The 16,194-nt window shown below is 38.0% G+C and carries 18 protein-coding genes; 8 read left to right on the top strand and 10 right to left on the bottom strand.

What is annotated here, in order from left to right; translation table 11 throughout:
* Positions 1–43 precede the first annotated feature (43 nt).
* The gene (locus R2800_07390) at positions 44–682 is read left to right on the top strand and encodes an NUDIX domain-containing protein (protein MEZ5016859.1); all 639 of its coding nucleotides are present in this window, start codon (positions 44–46) and stop codon (positions 680–682) included.
* Between the two features lie 47 nt (positions 683–729).
* On the opposite strand, the gene R2800_07385 is transcribed toward R2800_07390, so the two are convergent.
* Entirely contained in the window at positions 730–2,094 is a 1,365-nt protein-coding gene (locus R2800_07385; GenBank protein ID MEZ5016858.1) for a serine hydrolase, read from the bottom strand.
* A 265-nt stretch (positions 2,095–2,359) separates the two neighbouring features.
* On the opposite strand from R2800_07385, the gene R2800_07380 reads away from it, so the two are divergent.
* The 5 genes from R2800_07380 to R2800_07360 all read left to right on the top strand — a co-directional run bounded on the left by R2800_07380 (position 2,360) and on the right by R2800_07360 (position 7,414).
* Positions 2,360–3,358: a histidine kinase gene (locus R2800_07380; protein MEZ5016857.1), complete on the top strand. Its 999-nt coding sequence runs from the start codon at positions 2,360–2,362 to the stop codon at positions 3,356–3,358.
* Positions 3,358–4,065, top strand: a complete 708-nt coding sequence (locus R2800_07375; GenBank protein MEZ5016856.1) for a LytTR family DNA-binding domain-containing protein — start codon at positions 3,358–3,360, stop codon at positions 4,063–4,065. Before R2800_07380 ends, R2800_07375 begins: the two co-directional genes overlap by 1 nt.
* 5 nt (positions 4,066–4,070) lie before the next feature.
* Entirely contained in the window at positions 4,071–5,249 is a 1,179-nt protein-coding gene (locus tag R2800_07370) for a peptidoglycan DD-metalloendopeptidase family protein (protein ID MEZ5016855.1), read from the top strand.
* A 448-nt stretch (positions 5,250–5,697) separates the two neighbouring features.
* A complete protein-coding gene (locus tag R2800_07365) occupies positions 5,698–6,948 on the top strand; it encodes a T9SS type A sorting domain-containing protein (protein MEZ5016854.1) in 1,251 nt (416 codons plus the stop codon).
* Positions 6,949–7,102: 154 nt separating this feature from the next.
* Complete coding sequence (locus R2800_07360) at positions 7,103–7,414, top strand: YkvA family protein (GenBank protein MEZ5016853.1); 312 nt, start codon at positions 7,103–7,105, stop codon at positions 7,412–7,414.
* A 1-nt stretch (position 7,415) separates the two neighbouring features.
* On the opposite strand, the gene R2800_07355 is transcribed toward R2800_07360, so the two are convergent.
* The gene (locus R2800_07355; GenBank protein MEZ5016852.1) at positions 7,416–8,510 is read right to left on the bottom strand and encodes a hypothetical protein; all 1,095 of its coding nucleotides are present in this window, start codon (positions 8,508–8,510) and stop codon (positions 7,416–7,418) included.
* A gap of 147 nt (positions 8,511–8,657) precedes the next feature.
* Here R2800_07355 and R2800_07350 point away from each other — a divergent pair, with 147 nt between their 5' ends.
* The gene (locus tag R2800_07350) at positions 8,658–8,840 is read left to right on the top strand and encodes a hypothetical protein (GenBank protein ID MEZ5016851.1); all 183 of its coding nucleotides are present in this window, start codon (positions 8,658–8,660) and stop codon (positions 8,838–8,840) included.
* A 53-nt stretch (positions 8,841–8,893) separates the two neighbouring features.
* Here the strand turns inward: R2800_07350 and R2800_07345 are convergent, their stop codons facing one another.
* The 7 genes from R2800_07345 to R2800_07315 form a co-directional block, all read right to left on the bottom strand.
* Positions 8,894–10,351, bottom strand: a complete 1,458-nt coding sequence (locus tag R2800_07345; protein ID MEZ5016850.1) for a nicotinate phosphoribosyltransferase — start codon at positions 10,349–10,351, stop codon at positions 8,894–8,896.
* Positions 10,352–10,361: 10 nt separating this feature from the next.
* On the bottom strand, positions 10,362–11,198 hold the full coding sequence (gene prs, locus R2800_07340) for a ribose-phosphate diphosphokinase (GenBank protein MEZ5016849.1): 837 nt from the start codon (positions 11,196–11,198) through the stop codon (positions 10,362–10,364).
* 64 nt (positions 11,199–11,262) lie between these two features.
* Positions 11,263–11,955, bottom strand: coding sequence for an NUDIX domain-containing protein (locus R2800_07335; GenBank protein ID MEZ5016848.1), 693 nt, complete (start codon positions 11,953–11,955; stop codon positions 11,263–11,265).
* Positions 11,956–12,012: 57 nt separating this feature from the next.
* Positions 12,013–12,567: a hypothetical protein gene (locus tag R2800_07330; GenBank protein MEZ5016847.1), complete on the bottom strand. Its 555-nt coding sequence runs from the start codon at positions 12,565–12,567 to the stop codon at positions 12,013–12,015.
* 13 nt (positions 12,568–12,580) lie between these two features.
* Entirely contained in the window at positions 12,581–13,039 is a 459-nt protein-coding gene (gene coaD / locus R2800_07325; protein ID MEZ5016846.1) for a pantetheine-phosphate adenylyltransferase, read from the bottom strand.
* Between the two features lie 7 nt (positions 13,040–13,046).
* Complete coding sequence (locus R2800_07320) at positions 13,047–13,589, bottom strand: RsmD family RNA methyltransferase (GenBank protein MEZ5016845.1); 543 nt, start codon at positions 13,587–13,589, stop codon at positions 13,047–13,049.
* Complete coding sequence (locus R2800_07315; protein MEZ5016844.1) at positions 13,577–14,419, bottom strand: DUF3822 family protein; 843 nt, start codon at positions 14,417–14,419, stop codon at positions 13,577–13,579. Before R2800_07315 ends, R2800_07320 begins: the two co-directional genes overlap by 13 nt.
* Positions 14,420–14,490: 71 nt before the next feature.
* Between R2800_07315 and R2800_07310 the strand changes: the two genes are divergently transcribed.
* Complete coding sequence (locus tag R2800_07310) at positions 14,491–15,861, top strand: MATE family efflux transporter (GenBank protein MEZ5016843.1); 1,371 nt, start codon at positions 14,491–14,493, stop codon at positions 15,859–15,861.
* Between the two features lies 1 nt (position 15,862).
* Here R2800_07310 and ytxJ read toward each other — a convergent pair whose 3' ends face one another.
* Positions 15,863–16,192, bottom strand: coding sequence for a bacillithiol system redox-active protein YtxJ (ytxJ, locus tag R2800_07305; GenBank protein MEZ5016842.1), 330 nt, complete (start codon positions 16,190–16,192; stop codon positions 15,863–15,865).
* Between the last annotated feature and the right edge of the window lie 2 nt (positions 16,193–16,194).

The raw sequence follows: 16,194 nt of genomic DNA, 5'->3' as shown, positions 1-16,194 counted from the left end.
CGCTCAAACCTACGTCAAATAGATATAAATACAAATACAGTGTATGGACTTTACACAAAAAATATACTTTAATGATAAGCCCTTAATACTGACTACCAATGCAAAAGCGTACATAGAAAAGCATACAGGCGCCGAAAATTATTTAGTGCTAACAGGGGCTACTAAGAAGAATGTGAAGGAAGGTATTCGCTTGCTAGAAAAAGTGAATATAAAAGGTGTGTTGCTTGAGGACGTTTCTTCTAAAGACTTACGAGAAAGTTTTTATAGCATATACAAACCTGTGCATGCAGGCGGTGGCGTAGTGCTAAATGAGAAAGGGGCAGTGTTGATGATATTTAGAAGAGGGAAATGGGATCTGCCAAAAGGCAAACTTGATGATGGGGAGAGTATAGAGGAATGTTCTGTAAGAGAGGTGGTAGAAGAAACGGGGTTGGAAAAAGTGAAGCTAGGCGAAAAAATATGCGATACTTACCATATTTATAGTCAGAACAATAAGAACCTTTTAAAATGTACTGCTTGGTACAAAATGAAAGGTACGATACATGACAACCCCGTGCCACAGGCAGATGAAGGTATAAAAGAGGTGAAGTGGGTGCTGGAGAAAGATCTGGCACCATATGTTTTTAAATCGTATGCTGCTATTAGAGAGGTGTTGCTACGCTCCGGTCTAAAATGGTTTTAAAGTTACCAGATCAAAAATAAGAAAGGGGGCAATTGCCCCCTTTCTGCTTATTTAAGAATAGTGATGGTTTGTTTGTGTACAGGAACTCCTTTGTCTGTTATGTTTAAGAAATATGTCCCGTTGGTGAGGTCTGATAATGATATCCTATTATCGCCTTTTGATATAGATTGTATTTGCATCTGCTTACCTGCTACATCGTATAGCTGCAATACGGCAGCTCCATTATAGTCTAGTTTGATATTTAGTACATCATTAGCAGGGTTGGGGTATACGGTAATGTTCTTCTTTTTATCAATTGTTGCTACGTCAGTGTATTGTATGGTTACTTTATGTAGTTCTCTTATAATGCCATTAAGAATAATGCTGTTGACTACGCTGTCTTGATTGGTAAGTAGAGATATGCTAACGCCTGAGGTTTTATCTGCCAAGTTTTCATTAATAAAACCAAACAAAGTACCGCCGTGAGTGATGATGTCCCTGTTGTTCATAGAACGAGAAAAGATGCCTAGACCATAACCTTGACTAAGGGTGACTTGTACCAGCGTTTGCATCTCTGTCATTGATGCACTATTTAGCAGTTTCCCTTCTACTAATAGATTCCAAAATTTAGCATTGTCTTTTGCTGTAGACATCATACATCCTGCGGCACCTGCTAAACTTAGGTAGGCATTATGAGAATAGTTGTGAACAACATCCATGTCTTGCATAGCAGGTCCACTATTAAGTACACTAGACCATGCGTGTGGTATTGAGTTTGCCGGAGGCATTTCATAAGGGAAGAAATAAGTATCATCAAACCCATAAGGATCCAATAACTCATCGCGAAAGGCAGTGTGTAGCGCCTTGCCTGTAACATCGCTTATGATAATGCCTGCTATTGCATAGTTGGTATTACTATAGTTAAAACTGCCGCCAAAAACTGAAGAGGGTTTTACCAAAGTTAAAAATCTATCAATAGGGTATATCTGTGTATAAGGAGGTGTAATAAGATTATTGATGTCGTTATTGTCAGTATAGCTGTATATTCCACTAGTGTGGTTCAGTAATTCTCTTATTGGTATTTTACCATCAATGTTAGGGTGCTGTACCCATTTGCCTATAGTGTCGTCTAGGTCTAGAAGCCCTTTTTCCTGTAGCTTTAGCATCATTACAGCTGTAAATGTTTTCGTATTACTACCTATGCCCATGCACATGTTTTTGGTAATAGGTGTAGTGCCATGAGATACTCCATATGTACGTTCCCAAATGCCCTCATTGGGCACAACTATCGAAGCTGATGCGCCTTTGAAATTGTGCTTCTTGCATAAGCTATCAAAAAGCTTATCTAGTGTGATCGTATACACAGGAGCTATTTGTGCCTGTGATGATAGTGTTGTCAATATAATGACTGCTAGTAAAATTATCTTTTTCATAAAAGTTTTGTATTTGTTGTAGCAAAAGAACACTAGAGAAATAGTTACATAAAAACTGTTCGACCAAATAAGAGTTATCTTCGACAAATCGCTACAGCTTTTTTTGTCGAAGAAAAAGGGTGTTTCGTCTATATTAACTTTGAGGTAAAGTTGCAGGTGTGTTTTTTTGTATTAAGCCCCGGTAATTATGAATGACATCAGTAAGGTTTTAAGCAGTAGGTTAGCCAGGAATGTTTTTTTCTGGCTCGTAGTGTTCATTTTTACAATGGAGTTAAATGATAATACGCACTCCTACGACAAAAGCCTTTATTTTTTATTTAAGATCATTACAACCACTTTATTGTTACTGCTTACTGTCATCAACAATTTTGTGCTTATCCCTCGTACGCTGGCTAAAAAGCATTATTGGCTATATGGTCTTTTAGCGGCACTGGTAATTTTTGTGTTTGCAATTGTATATGTACTCGTACTCAAGCTGATGAGAGAAGCATATCCATATATGAATGTATATGACGTTAGCTTACTCACATCGCCCGTAGGAAGTAGTTGGTCATTTTCAAATATTTTATGGGAGGCGCAATCTTATGCTATGGCATTAGGTATCTGGATCGCAGCGTTTATCATGGCATGGTATATGAATGCATATACAGAAAAAGAAAAACAAGCAACTCTTGCGTTGCAGAAACAAACGGAAGCAGAGTTGAGTTTGTTACGTAATCAGATAAGTCCTCATTTTTTATTCAATACCTTAAATAATATTTACGGGCTTTCTTTGAAGAAATCCGATACTGCACCGGAAGCTATTTTAAAACTATCAGCATTAATGAGGTATATGCTGTATGAGTCTGATGGTAAGTTAATGCCTTTTAAAAAAGAAAAAGAAGTGATGCAGGCATATATCGATATGGAGTTGCTAAGGTTAACTAATAAAGAGCATATGTCTTTCAGAATAGAGGCGGATAAGAACTATGACATACCTACGCTTTTATGGTTGCCTGTTTTAGAAAATGTATTTAAGCATGCAACAAGGGTGATAACTGAACATTGTTTTATAGATTATAGCTTTCGAATTAAGGATGGGGTTATTACAATAATATCTTCTAATAGTTATAAAGAGCCAGCGTTACAAAGCGATACAAATGGAGGGGTAGGGTTAAAGAATTTTCGTAAAAGGTTGGATATACTATATGGCAATACTTATAGTATGGATACTAAAAGAGAAAGTGGTGTGTATCAAATTGAAGTAGTAATAAATTTAAATTGATGTTGAAAGTATTAATAGCAGACGACGAACCTATAGCTAGAGATATACTCATGGAGTATGTAAGCAAGATGCCTATGCTAGAACTTGTGGGTGTTTGTGCTAATGCAATTGAAGCATTCTCAAAACTTAATACCTTAACGGTAGACTTATTATTACTGGATATCAATATGCCCGAAATGACAGGTGTTGACCTCCTGCGAGCATTGAAAAATCCGCCTATGGTCATCTTTACTACAGCATATGCTGAATATGCAGTAGAGAGCTATGAACTAAATGCTGTAGACTATTTACTAAAGCCTATTTCTTTCGAACGGTTTGTACAGGCAATCAACAAGGCAGTTGACTTGAAAACAGAAGCCAGTAGTAGTAATAAGCAAACCAGTGCTAATACCATTTTTGTAAAATCAGAAGGAAAGTTGGTAAAGGTTGAGCTGGATAAGCTTTTGTATATCGAAGGGGTTAAGGATTATGTAAAACTGTGGCAGGAAGAAAACTACCTGCTTGTACTTAGTACGATGAAGAATATGGAAAGCTTGCTGGAGAAGTATGAATATTTTTTAAGAGTGCACAAGTCCTACATTATTAATTTACTGCATGTTACTGAAGTAGAGGGCAATATGCTACGTATGGGTAAACATACTGCCCTTATAGGTAATACTTACAAAGAAGGAGTGCTAAAGGCATTTGATAAGTATCGCTTATCTTAGTACGCATGAGTCTGCTCAAACACAGCTTTTTGTTATTGATCGCAATTTGCTATACTGTAATAGCTACTGCGCAAATAAAGTTTCAGCTACCACTAAGTGGTGTGGTAGGAAAAGACTACTGGATAGTAAACTATGTAGACCACGACCTTACTCCAAACATTAAGAACTATGCCTGTGGTAATAAAACCTATGATGGGCACGAAGGAACAGATTTTGTGATAAGGAGTTTTAAAACTATGGATAGCGGAGTGTATGTACATGCTGTTGCCGATGGTATTGTCTTTAAATTGCAAGACGGTGTTTTTGATAGGAATAAAGCAGTAAATAATGGAGGGTTGGGCAATTATATAGCCATCAACCATAGCAACACACTCTATACTTACTCTGGGCACTTAATGAAATATTCCTTGTTGGTAAAAGTAGGTGACACTGTAAAAGCTGGGCAGCCCATTGGTAAGGTAGCCTCTTCAGGTAGATCTACCGATCCTCACTTGCACCTAGAGGTATACGATGTTAATTCAAACCTTGTTGACCCCTTTGTTGGAGCTTGCCAAACGACAACTGCAAGCATGTGGCAGACACAGCCTGTATACGATACATCCCTTATAGTAATAGATAACGGGTTTGCCCCTTATAGTAACAACCTGGATACGCTACGCGAGCGTTATGATGTAAGAGATACGTTTTATACCCAAAACGATACGGCTGTTAGTTTTTGGATACAATTACAAGGTGTACGTAAAGGCGATGTGCAGCGAGTAGACTGGTATACCCCCAAGGGACAATACTGGTTTTCTTTTAGCCATACCACCACTCAAGACTATTGGCACTATTATTTTTGGACATACATCAATATGCCTCATGATAGCCTAGCAGGGCAGTGGGAGGCTCGATATTTTATTAATAATCAATTGATAATTCAGCGCGACTTTTATGTAAATGCTACCACTAGCGTGAAAGACGCTTTTAGGGGACCTCTTAATATGGCTTTCCCTAATCCGTGCTCTACTTACTTTCAGCTTTCCAGTAGCGCTACAGAAGATATAGTGTACTTGTACGACTATCAAGGTCAGTTAGTGAAAGCATATCAGCCAGGACAAAAAAAACATGATGTTTCAGGCTTGCCTAGAGGAAAGTATATAGCTCGTTATCGGCAAATTTTCTATCAGGTATTAAAGCAATAAGGCTGTTCTGTCATTGCAATGTCATAAGCCGTCCCGTTTCCCGATTTCAATAATGCTTTTCCCGATTTGTGAAGTTATTCTTCATGGGTTGATAATATATTTGCACCAATCAACAACGCTTGCTCCGTATACGTTGAGAAAACATAATTACCAATTGCTATTAATGAGCTGAAAAATGCTTGTGTAGCCTTAATGTTTACGGATGCTCCAGACAAAGCTAAAATACCTATGGTCAAGGTCTTTACTTGACATGACCCCATCTCACACGCAAGGCGGCTATCTATCACATTTAAGGTTTACATGATTATAAAGTCATCTTCCGTATGGCACTATACCAGTGGCAAGGGAGCAAGGTTTGCTGCAATAGGTATAGTTGCCTACGGAGGACTGTTTTGTAATAAGGGGAATAATTTAATAACAATATATACATAAAGACAAATTGAAAGAAATGAAAAAACAAGTACTTACAGTAGTAGCTACTGCGATGACATTGTGGGCAACAGCACAAACAACAGTAAAAGACACGGTGTCTTTAGGGGCCGGAGGAGCTAATCAAGTATGGTATAGTTTGAATAATGATGAGCAAGCTGTTCAAGCGAAAGAGAATTGGGATCTGGCTTTTGATACAAAGGGCGTAAATACAGGGATTCGTATCAATTCTGGTGCAGGTGTTGAGCTTTGGGGCTATCCTAAAGGTAAGGTGTCGGCTTGGAGCACAGTAGATACTACAGGGCTAAGTACTTGGCAAAAACGTTGGGACTCAGATACTTCATGGAACTATTGTGCAATGGGTAACTATGCTAATCCTAACGACCCGTTCGATCTAGATTGGGGTAGATACGATTTGAATACACATCATGTTTTAGGAGACTCTATATATATCATTAAGTTGACTGACGGCTCGTATAGAAAGTTGATCATCGAGTCGTTGATCAGTGCTAAGTACACCATTAAGTATGCGAACCTTGATGGTAGTAATGAAAAGACTGCAACTGTTGATAAGACAGGATTTAATGCAGCTGCATTCGGATACTATTCTATCGTGAATAATAAGACCGTACAAAGAGAGCCTACGCATGGCGATTGGGAATTGCTTTTTACAAAGTACACCGCATTTGTTCCTACTCCATATCCGGTAACAGGCGTGTTGCATGCAAGAGGTGTTAAAGCAGTAAAGGCAATTAATATCCCTAATGCAAATGCATACAATAATTACTATGCACACACCTTCAGTCATGAAATAAATACATTGGGTTATGATTGGAAAAAGTATACAGGTACAGGTTATGATATAGCTGACTCTACTGTTTATTTTTTACAAAAAGAAGATGGAGAAATATGGAAGCTTGTGTTTTCAGGATATGGAAGTGCTAACACTTCTATCATGTTCAGTAAAACAAAATTAGCAGCAGTAACAGTAAAAAATAAAGTGCAAGAAACTATTGCCACAGTAGCCGTATCTCCAAATCCTTCTTTTGGTAATGATGTTACGGTAGTGTATAGCTTTGCGAAAGATGAAAAGTTGGCGAATATCTCTGTATATAGTTTGACTGGGAAGCTGGTAATAAGCGAAAAGCTTGATAGTAGTAAAGGGTTGCATCAATATCTGATACCTGCTTCTAAACTAGTGTCGGGTACTTATGTAGTTGTTGTCTCTACTGCTGACGGACGTGCTACACAAAAACTGATTGTACGATAAGTATGATTTCTAAGTGATACATTGGTTTGTATACAACACCTGCTACACATGTAGTGGGTGTTTCTTTTTTAACAGAATTTGAAGGAAAGTCTTGTTCCCCTTAACATTGTGTCAACAAACAATCTTATAATTTTGTATTGTATTAATAAATGTGATGATGGGAAAAATTTCTACAATTAGTGGTGTTAAGCAAGTAAAAGAAGGTGTACAACTTTTCAAGAATAGAAAAACACTTACGTGTATGCTACGCGAGGTGTGGAAAGGGCGCTATAAAATGTCTTTTGCGACAAATTTATTTTTGATACTGGGTATCGTTTATGTTGTAACTCCTTTTGATTTTGACTGGATACCTTTCTTAGGATGGATAGATGATATCGCAGTTGTTATCTTCCTTATAAAGCGTTTACAAAAAGAAACTCAACGTTTTAACAGACATAAGGCTATGGAGCGCAAGAAGACTTGCTAAGTTACCTAACGCCATTTGCTACATAAGGAATGTGAATGCCATACTTCTTAGCAAACTTTATTTTCGCAATGTCTTGCTCTATTGGTGCAATATAAAACCGTTCTCTTAGTAGATTGATGCGAGAGAATGGTATGCCTTTATAGTGTCCTTCCATGTTTTCTATGTTGTTTCTTCTTACTATCAAGAAAAACTTTTCACCTTTCTTTATCTGAATATTTAATTTGTCACTATCGGCATTTCGTAATGGGAAATCGAGCATGTGAGCCATGTCTCTAGGGTGTATGTTCCCTTTCTTTATTTCTCTTAGGTAAAGAGTGTCACTATGTATTTGTGTAATTCCTTGTCTTTGATAATTATGCGCTATAACGGCATGCCATAAGTTAGAGGAAAACTTCCATTCATATTCCTGAAATTGCCCTTCGTTTATAGAGTAAGCACTGTTGTTTTTATTATTATGGTAGTAGTATATCAAGTCTTGGCTACTTAATTTCATTTCACTCATTATGTCATTTTGGTATATACCTATTGTCTTATCTGAGGGGAAACCATGACCCTCAATTAGTTTGGTGAGCTTGTCTATTCTTTGTTTTATTTGAGGTTTGTACCTTTTATTATAGTCAGTTTCCGATTCGTTTTTTAAAGGGTTTTTCTCCATTTGATCAAACGCAAAAATGTCATACATTTTCTGTAGCGCTATAGTGTCTATTCTATTTAGATAGTGAGGCCTGTTTCTATGATATAGTGTTATAATAGAGTCTTTGTGCTTTTTGTAGAAAGGGTGCTTTTGTATAAAATAAAACTTGATGAGATGGCGAGGAAGTAAGCCATTTTGTGTTGCCTTATCTGCTAAGGTCAGGAATGCTTGTTCGTTATTAGTTAACAATGATATTTGCATTGCCAACATGACATCGCTAAGAAAAACAAAGTCATACTGTTTAAAGGTGGTTAAGTAAGTCTTTAACCCCTCTTCAAGTTTCTCGTTGATGAACAGTTGCTTTTCAGCATTTATTATAGACTTATGGTATTGGGTGTAGTCTTGTGATAGGCCGCTTTGAGCTATTATGAACAGAGAGAAGAAGAGTAGCATGTTTCTCATTAGTACTAATTATAAAAAAGGAAAGGTTATAGTGTTTAGTTCTTGATGAGTAAATTCTTACTATGGAAGTTCTTAAAAGTGATATTTGTCATGTGTTAATATATTGGTTATTGTTAACTTGCCCTAATAACCAACCTTAATATTATCATGCAAGTAGTAAAAAAGAAAGTTGTAGAACGATCTTCTTCAGTTTACAGTATGGGTTTTGTTGGCGCGCTCATCTACTTTATACAACACGCTACAGGTTTTTGGGACGGTGTGCTAGGTGTACTGAAAGCAGTTGTATGGCCAGCCATTTTAGTATACAAGGCGTTGGAAGCATTAGGATAAAGATATCCCGCTCTAATAGTAAACAATAGCATAATTAAAGTATGTAAGAACTATTAGCTGTTCTTTTGTACTCGTGCCCTTATGTCTTTTAGCGTATGGTCTACTAATAGTACTCCGTCTTTGTATACCGTTTTTAGTTCACCTTTTTGCTCTTCATCTTTACTTACGCTGTCGAGCATTTTATATGCACCATTTTCTTTGATCAATGTTATCAGGCCCTTTGCAGAACGTTTGGTGCCATCATCAGTAATAGGGTTTTTATATATAGCCCTGCCTTCACTATTTACTTCTCCATATGTTGCCTTCATAGCAAACCCAAAGGTGTCTCTTGTGTTGTATTGATAAGTAAAAGAACCGATACCTAATACAATGTTTGTAGATGCAAAACCTTTGTCTTTTAATCTCTTACATATCTGTTCTGCTCTTTCTAGTGTTATGCTATCCCCATATATAGCTCCAATATGAGCATCCAATTCTTTATAACCTTTTGTGTTAGTTATACCTCCGAATACATCCCAAAGCAGTTCGATCACGCCCTTTTGCTCTTTTGTAGTTTTTCCATTAGGATCACCGCAAATGATATTAACAGGGTCTCCACTATCAGGTCTTATTACAACTTTGCCATCTCTTGCTAATATCTGTTCTTTAAGGTTTGGTAAGTACTCGGTCAGTACTTTCCACAAGTCCCATGTGTCAGATACTATAGATACTATACCATTAGGATATATTTGGGTTATTAGTCGTTCAAAAGTGTTTTGCTCACCTTCATTAGTGCCCATGCACATTACAGAATGCTCTGTAGCAGCTACAGAACCTCCAATGAGCTCTTGCCCAGCATCTGCGTTATAGTATTCTTCCAGGAAGTCAATAGCTGGTATCGTATCTGTTCCCGTAAAGCTTAGTAAATGACCAGCAGCACTCATCATTGCAGCTTCCAGCCCAGCCATGCCACGCATAGAAAAGTCATGACCTTGCCAGTTCACCATTTCTTCTGCTGTAGATGTTTCCTTAGCATAACTGTCTAATAGCCTTCTATATTGCAGTGCTATTGTGGCAGAGGTACAAGGTAGCCACACAGTAGTTGATAGAATGGTTTCAAAATAGTTGGTTAACCAAAAGAAATCAGGAAGTGTATTGTATACAGTGAACATAGGCGTTCTTAAAGGCACGCTATCTCCTTCCGGTATTGCTTTAATAATTATTGGTAAATATCCCAAGTCATGCAAAGCAGCAATGTGTTCTGTGCCTACTTTGTTTTCTCCAAGATAGTTGTTGATACGTTTGCTATACTGTGTTACGATCTTCTCTTTTGGTTGGTCAAAGAAGTTGTGTTGAAAATCTTCGATCATATACTTTTTTATGAAGTACTGTAAGCCAAATAGTATAACATTATCCACGCCTTTTATTCTACTCTGTCTTGGTGTCCAGTTAGAGTACACCATGGTTGTATGTTCAGGGTATTGTCTTCTGTGGTCTACTTTGTAGCCGTCGGTATATAATAGCGGATTCATAATCGTGTGTTTATAAAATTGTAGATAGGTTAATTTCTGTTAGTTGATCATCGGGTTCATTGGTTTTAAATGAATCAGTAGTGTAAATATGTTCGAACTGCTTTTTTAATTCATCAAGACCTTTGCTGAAAATACCATGACTTACTATAAGGTATAGTTTACCTGCATTCTTCTTTTTCAATTCTTTAGCAAGCCCTATGAACGTACCACCTCCATCACAAATGTCATCTACTATAACACAGTCTTGCTGGTTTAGATCTTTTGTATAAACCCTAAAGCCTGATAGCTGTCCTGTTGTTGTATCTCTTGTTTTAGAACATTCTACAACATCGTAATGTTTGAGGTAACTAGCTAGTTTGTATATTTTTTTCAGTGCACCACCGTCAGGAGAGATTAGTTTCAGGTTACTGCTCAATTTTTGGGTTATTTTTTTTACAAATTCATGGTTGTTGATCATATGACAGTTGTTCAACAAAGCAGGTGTTACGTCAGAGTGAGGGTCAAAGATAATAACCTTGTTCAACTGTAAACTATTGATCAGGTCAGTATATACTTTTATGGTCAATGCTTCACCAGTAGCATTTATTCTGTCTTGTCTTGCTCCTGGGAAATAGGGTATAGTTAACGATATATTGTTGATTCCCATGTTTTTTAATGCATCTACTGCAGTTAGTAAATCACCTATATCTCTAAAATCCTTTATCCTGCTAGTGATCATTACAGGAGTACTAGCGTCTATCTTTGTTAATATCTTTATATGAGGTTCTCCTCCAGCAAATCTGAATAATTCATATTCTATTCTTTCTCCTTTGTAAGGGCTGAATTGTTTATCTAGATGAAGTAACATTTGCGTTTAATTTACACAAATGTAGATGCTTTCTTCTATTCGACAAAATATTATTGCGTATTTTTTACGCTAATTTGATATCGAAGATGAAACCTTCTTTTTCTAGAGCTTTATATTTGGCTTTGTTGAACTTGTAAAGCCTTGCTGGGCGACCGCTTCCTATGTTTTGTATTTTGCTGGTTTCTTTTAGAATGTCAAAGCTTAATATCTTTTTCCTAAAGTTTCTGCGGTCAATTTTTTTGTCAAGTATCGTTTGGTATAGATTCTCTAAATCAGAAAAAGGGAATAATGCGTCTAGCAGTTCAAAGCCTATGGGTTGATAAATGATCTTAGCTTTAAGTCGTTCAAGGCCTTTGGGTATTATTTTATTATGGTCGTAAGCAAGTTTGGGTAGGTCGTCTATGTGATGCCATTTGGCGTCAATAGCGTCTGTAGTAGCTTTAAGTATATAGTTGCTAGGATTTAGTAGAGCCAAATAAGATACACTGATAACCCTTGCTCTTTTATCTCGATCTACATCATCTCCGAATGTATAGAGCTGTTCTATATAGTTAGCCTCAACTCCGGTTTCTTCTTTTAACTCTCTTAGTACAGCTACTTTTAAAGACTCCTTGTCTTGCACAAACCCTCCGGGCAAAGCCCAGTTGCCCTTCTGTTGTCCATATTTTTGTTTTATTAAAAGTACCTGCAATTGATTGTCAGTATAGCCAAAGACGACTGCATCAACCGCAACTTTTATATTTTGTTCAATACTCATCGGCGTCTATTTCTAAGAACAAAAGTATAATGTATCTGCTATACTATATTACTTTTATCAATACTGTTTTGTTTTTATACGGTATATGCCCGTCCAAACTAGGCATAGTAATATGAGAATAGATAAGGAAGGGAGTGTGAACCAGAAACTAAATAAAGTGCAAACAATAGCATTGTCGGGTTGGTCATAGATCACTTTAACCTTTTCTCCCATTTTGTACTCTTTAAAAAAATAAGCTCCAGTAGGTTCTGTTGTTATATAATCGGTGCTTTCTACTAATATGCTTCTCTTGTAGTCTAGGTAGTTGTTGATAGCATTTGATACACTAAACTCAGGGCCAGCTGCTGTTGCATATTGATGAATGGAGTCCAATTCTTGTCTGCTTAGTGACGAAAAATCAATATTAGGTCTTGTTTTTCTCGCAGGACCTTTAAACTTTGCTATGGGATATGGTACAATATCTCTGCCGCCACCACCTCTAAAAGCACTACCATAAGTAAAGGTCTCTTGGTCTATAACGGTGCCTTCAGTCTTTTCCATTTGAGCATAATTGCAGCCTTTGAAAAGTAGGTAGATAAGAAAAATGATAGCATAGCCTTTAATGCTGCCCATAATATAGTTGAGATTAAGGCTTTACAGCTTCTGGCAAAAACTCACTTACATCACCTCCATAACGTAACACTTCTCTTACCAGTGTAGAGGATAATGTGGAGTACTCAGGTCTACAGCTTAGGAAAATAGTTTCTACGCTATTCGTTAAAGATCGGTTCATGTCGGCAATAGCGCGCTCATATTCAAAATCTGTTATGTAGCGTATGCCCCTCATGATGAATTTTGCTCCTATCTCATTGCAGTAGTTTACTGTAAGTCCGCTATAAGTGCCTACTTCTACTTTAGGTTCGTTTTGGAAGATATTGTTTATCCACTCCATGCGTTGCTCTAAAGTAAACATGGGCTGCTTAGTGCTGTTGGTACCTATGCCTACTATTATTTTGTCAAATAGCGGTAGCGAGCGTTCTATCAGGTCTACGTGGCCTTTGGTTATCGGGTCAAATGTTCCTGGAAATAAACATATCCTTTCCATAAGCAGTTTAGTCTATGTTGTGAAAATAAGTAAAAACGGTTGTACCGTAGTTCTTCATCTTCAAAAAGTTGGGATGCTGCTGATAGTCGTTGCGAGGAGTGTGTTCATGCACAAAGATACCATCAGGTGCCAACATCTTTCTGTCAAACACTAACATCGGTATATCGTCGATGTTTTGTAAAGCATATGGAGGGCCGGCGAAGATAAAATCGTATTGGTCGGTACTGTTCTTCATAAAGCGAAAAACATCGCCTTTGATAATATTGAAGCGGTCTTCTATACCTAAAGTCTTTATCGTCTTTATGATGAAATTGATGTTTCCTCTATCTTGTTCTATTAGGGTGAGGTCTGTAGCACCGCGTGAGGCCAGCTCATAACTAATGCTCCCTGTACCGCCAAATATATCACAGGTTTTAGCGCCTTCAAGATCCATCATGTTCATAAGGGTGTTGAACAGTCCTTCTTTGGCTAAGTCTGTTGTAGGTCTTGCAGGAGTTTTAGCCGGCGGTGTAAATTTCCTGCCTCTAAATTCTCCTCCTATAATGCGCATGCGTATAATTGTTGTAATAAATAGATAGTGCTTGTCCAGCTACGGTCGTTAGATACTACATTGCTGCTGCCGTCTTTCAAATCAGGGAAGTATTGAGATAGTCCTGTTATCAGGTCTGAAAGATTACGATTGGTAGCGGTACATTGTAGGCTTAGCTCTCCATAGTCTATACCGTTCTCCTTACAAGCATGTTTCAAACGAAAGGCAATATCTTCCACATTGTTGTACGGGAATACCTGATGCCAATGTAATGTTCTGTTTTTGTAGAGAGTAGCATATACCTCATCACTGCCTATGCTGCATTGCATAGAGCATTCGGCCTTAAAAGGCTTGTAGAATTGATAAGAAGCGAATGGTAATATCTTAGCTCTGGTAAAGTATCTGCCTATCAGGCTTTGTATCGCCGATGGCCAAGCATACATATAGTAGGCATTGTCTTCGCGCACACTGTATGGAGATATTATTTCATTACTTTCTATAAAGTATAATTGCCTCAACCAGTTTTCTGCCTCCTCTTTTTTATACAGTGTGTCTGGTATCAAAAGAGATTTTTCCGTAGCTACAAATGTTGCTACTACCTTGTGCGGCGTAGACAGCATGGAGTCGTTTAAGAACTGATGCTCGAAGAAATCGAGTATCCATGTAGGCAGGTCACTTTTATAATCGTTGTAGCGTATCGTCAATAGATCGCCACGTTCACTAAAGCCAGCTACCGATATGCCTCTAGGAAATAATACCAAAATCACCTTCTCTACTTGAGAAAGTAGAGAATCTCCTGTATGGATCTTATAAACCTGTTGGTTAAATGCAGTATTTGTTAGCTCAGACATAGAAAGCACACAATTATAGAATAAATTTGCGACACTTACGAAAATGCAAGTGGGCACAAAATACAAAGTTCGTGCTTTTTACTGTGTTTTTAAAGCGAGTAACCAGAACTGTGCAATTATCTATATCAAATAAAGACATAATAAAGCTATCAGCCCCTATTGCGGTAGCTATGCTTATACCTCAGATTAGCTTTCTGACCGATACTGTTTTCCTGGGTCGTTTAGGGGAGCGTGAGCTTGGCGCCAATGGTATGGCAGGTATTTTCTATTTGATATTGGCGATGGTTGGTGTGGGGCTAACTAATGGTATACAAGTGCAGCTGTCTCGCAGGGCAGGCGAAGGTAATTATAAGGGTTTGGCCAAAACCTTTACCAATGGGATGATGCTGTGTCTGGTATTTGGTATCCTGCTTATGGGTATTGCGATGTTTGCTGCTCCTGCAATATTTACGGCAACACTTCATGATACAAAAAATGCTGATCTAAGTATTTCTTTCCTAAATGTACGTATGTGGGGCTTACCTTTTCTTATGCTTACGCAGTTGGCCAATGCGTTTTATATCGCTACTGGTCAGTCCAAATACTTGATTCATGGTTCTATTGCTGCTAATGCAGTGAATATAGTGCTGGACTACGGGTTGATATTCGGGGCTTTGGGCTTGCCTGAAATGGGTATGGAAGGTGCGGCTTTGGCCTCGGTGATATCAGAAGTGGTTTTCGTAATAGTGATGTATGGCATTTTTTATGCTAAGAAGATGCAGGTGAAATATCCTATACTAGAGTCGAAAAGCTTTGATTTCCCGTTAGCCAAGCAATCGCTTATAGTGGCAGCTCCTCTCATAGTACAGTTCTTATTCAGTATAGGAGGGTGGCAGATATTTTTTATATATGTAGAGCATCTTGGCACAAGAGAGTTGGCAGTAAGTCAAGTATTAAGAAGTGTATTTGGTGTAGCAGGTATTGGTCTCTGGTCATTAGCAGCTTCTTGTAATACAATGGTGAGTAATGTGATAGGGCAGGGCAAGCAACGGTTGGTGATCCCTGTCATTATCAGGACCATTAAAATAGCAGTAGCCTATGCCGCTATGCTAGGTATATTGCTGGTTATCTTCCCTGTTGAGTTTCTAAGCCTTTATAGGGACGACGCTGAAATGATAAAGCTAGCCATCCCTAGTTTGCGTATAGTAGCAATATCGTCGGTACTAATGGGCGTTGCCACAGTCTTGTTTAATGGTGTGATGGGGACAGGTAATACACGAGTGAACCTATTTATCGAAATAGGTTGTGTGCTTTCTTATATCTTGTACTGTACCATTGCCATTGAGCAAATGAGATTGCCGCTACACTGGGCTTGGATGTCTGAGTTTGTGTACTGGGGTACTTTGACCATAGCCTGTACACTTTATTTGCGTACAGGCAAGTGGAAAGGGAAATCGGTGTAGTTTAAGCAGCTTGCTCCGCTATTTCACTCATATTGATGCCGTTATGGCTTTCCTCAAAGGTACATTCGCCATTTTTGATAAGTAGTACTTGTGGGCTCTCATGGTGCACTTGAAATAGCTCTGCCACTTTATTAGAGATGTCTCTGTAGCGGATAAGGTCTAAATAATAGAATTTTATACCCTCTGGTTGTACCTCTCTTTCCAGTCTTGTTTTAGCCATAGAGCTGATAGAGCAGCGTATACTATGCTTGAAAATGACCACTGGTTGTGTCTTACTTTCTTCAATAATAGTGCTGAGTTGTGCTTCTTCGTGTAGTTCGTTCCAATTCATGG

Source organism: Flavipsychrobacter sp. (genome assembly GCA_041392855.1).
Lineage (GTDB): Bacteria > Bacteroidota > Bacteroidia > Chitinophagales > Chitinophagaceae > UBA5543.
The sequence above is the reverse complement of the archived record's forward strand: the minus strand, read 5'-3'. Positions and strand labels throughout refer to the sequence as shown.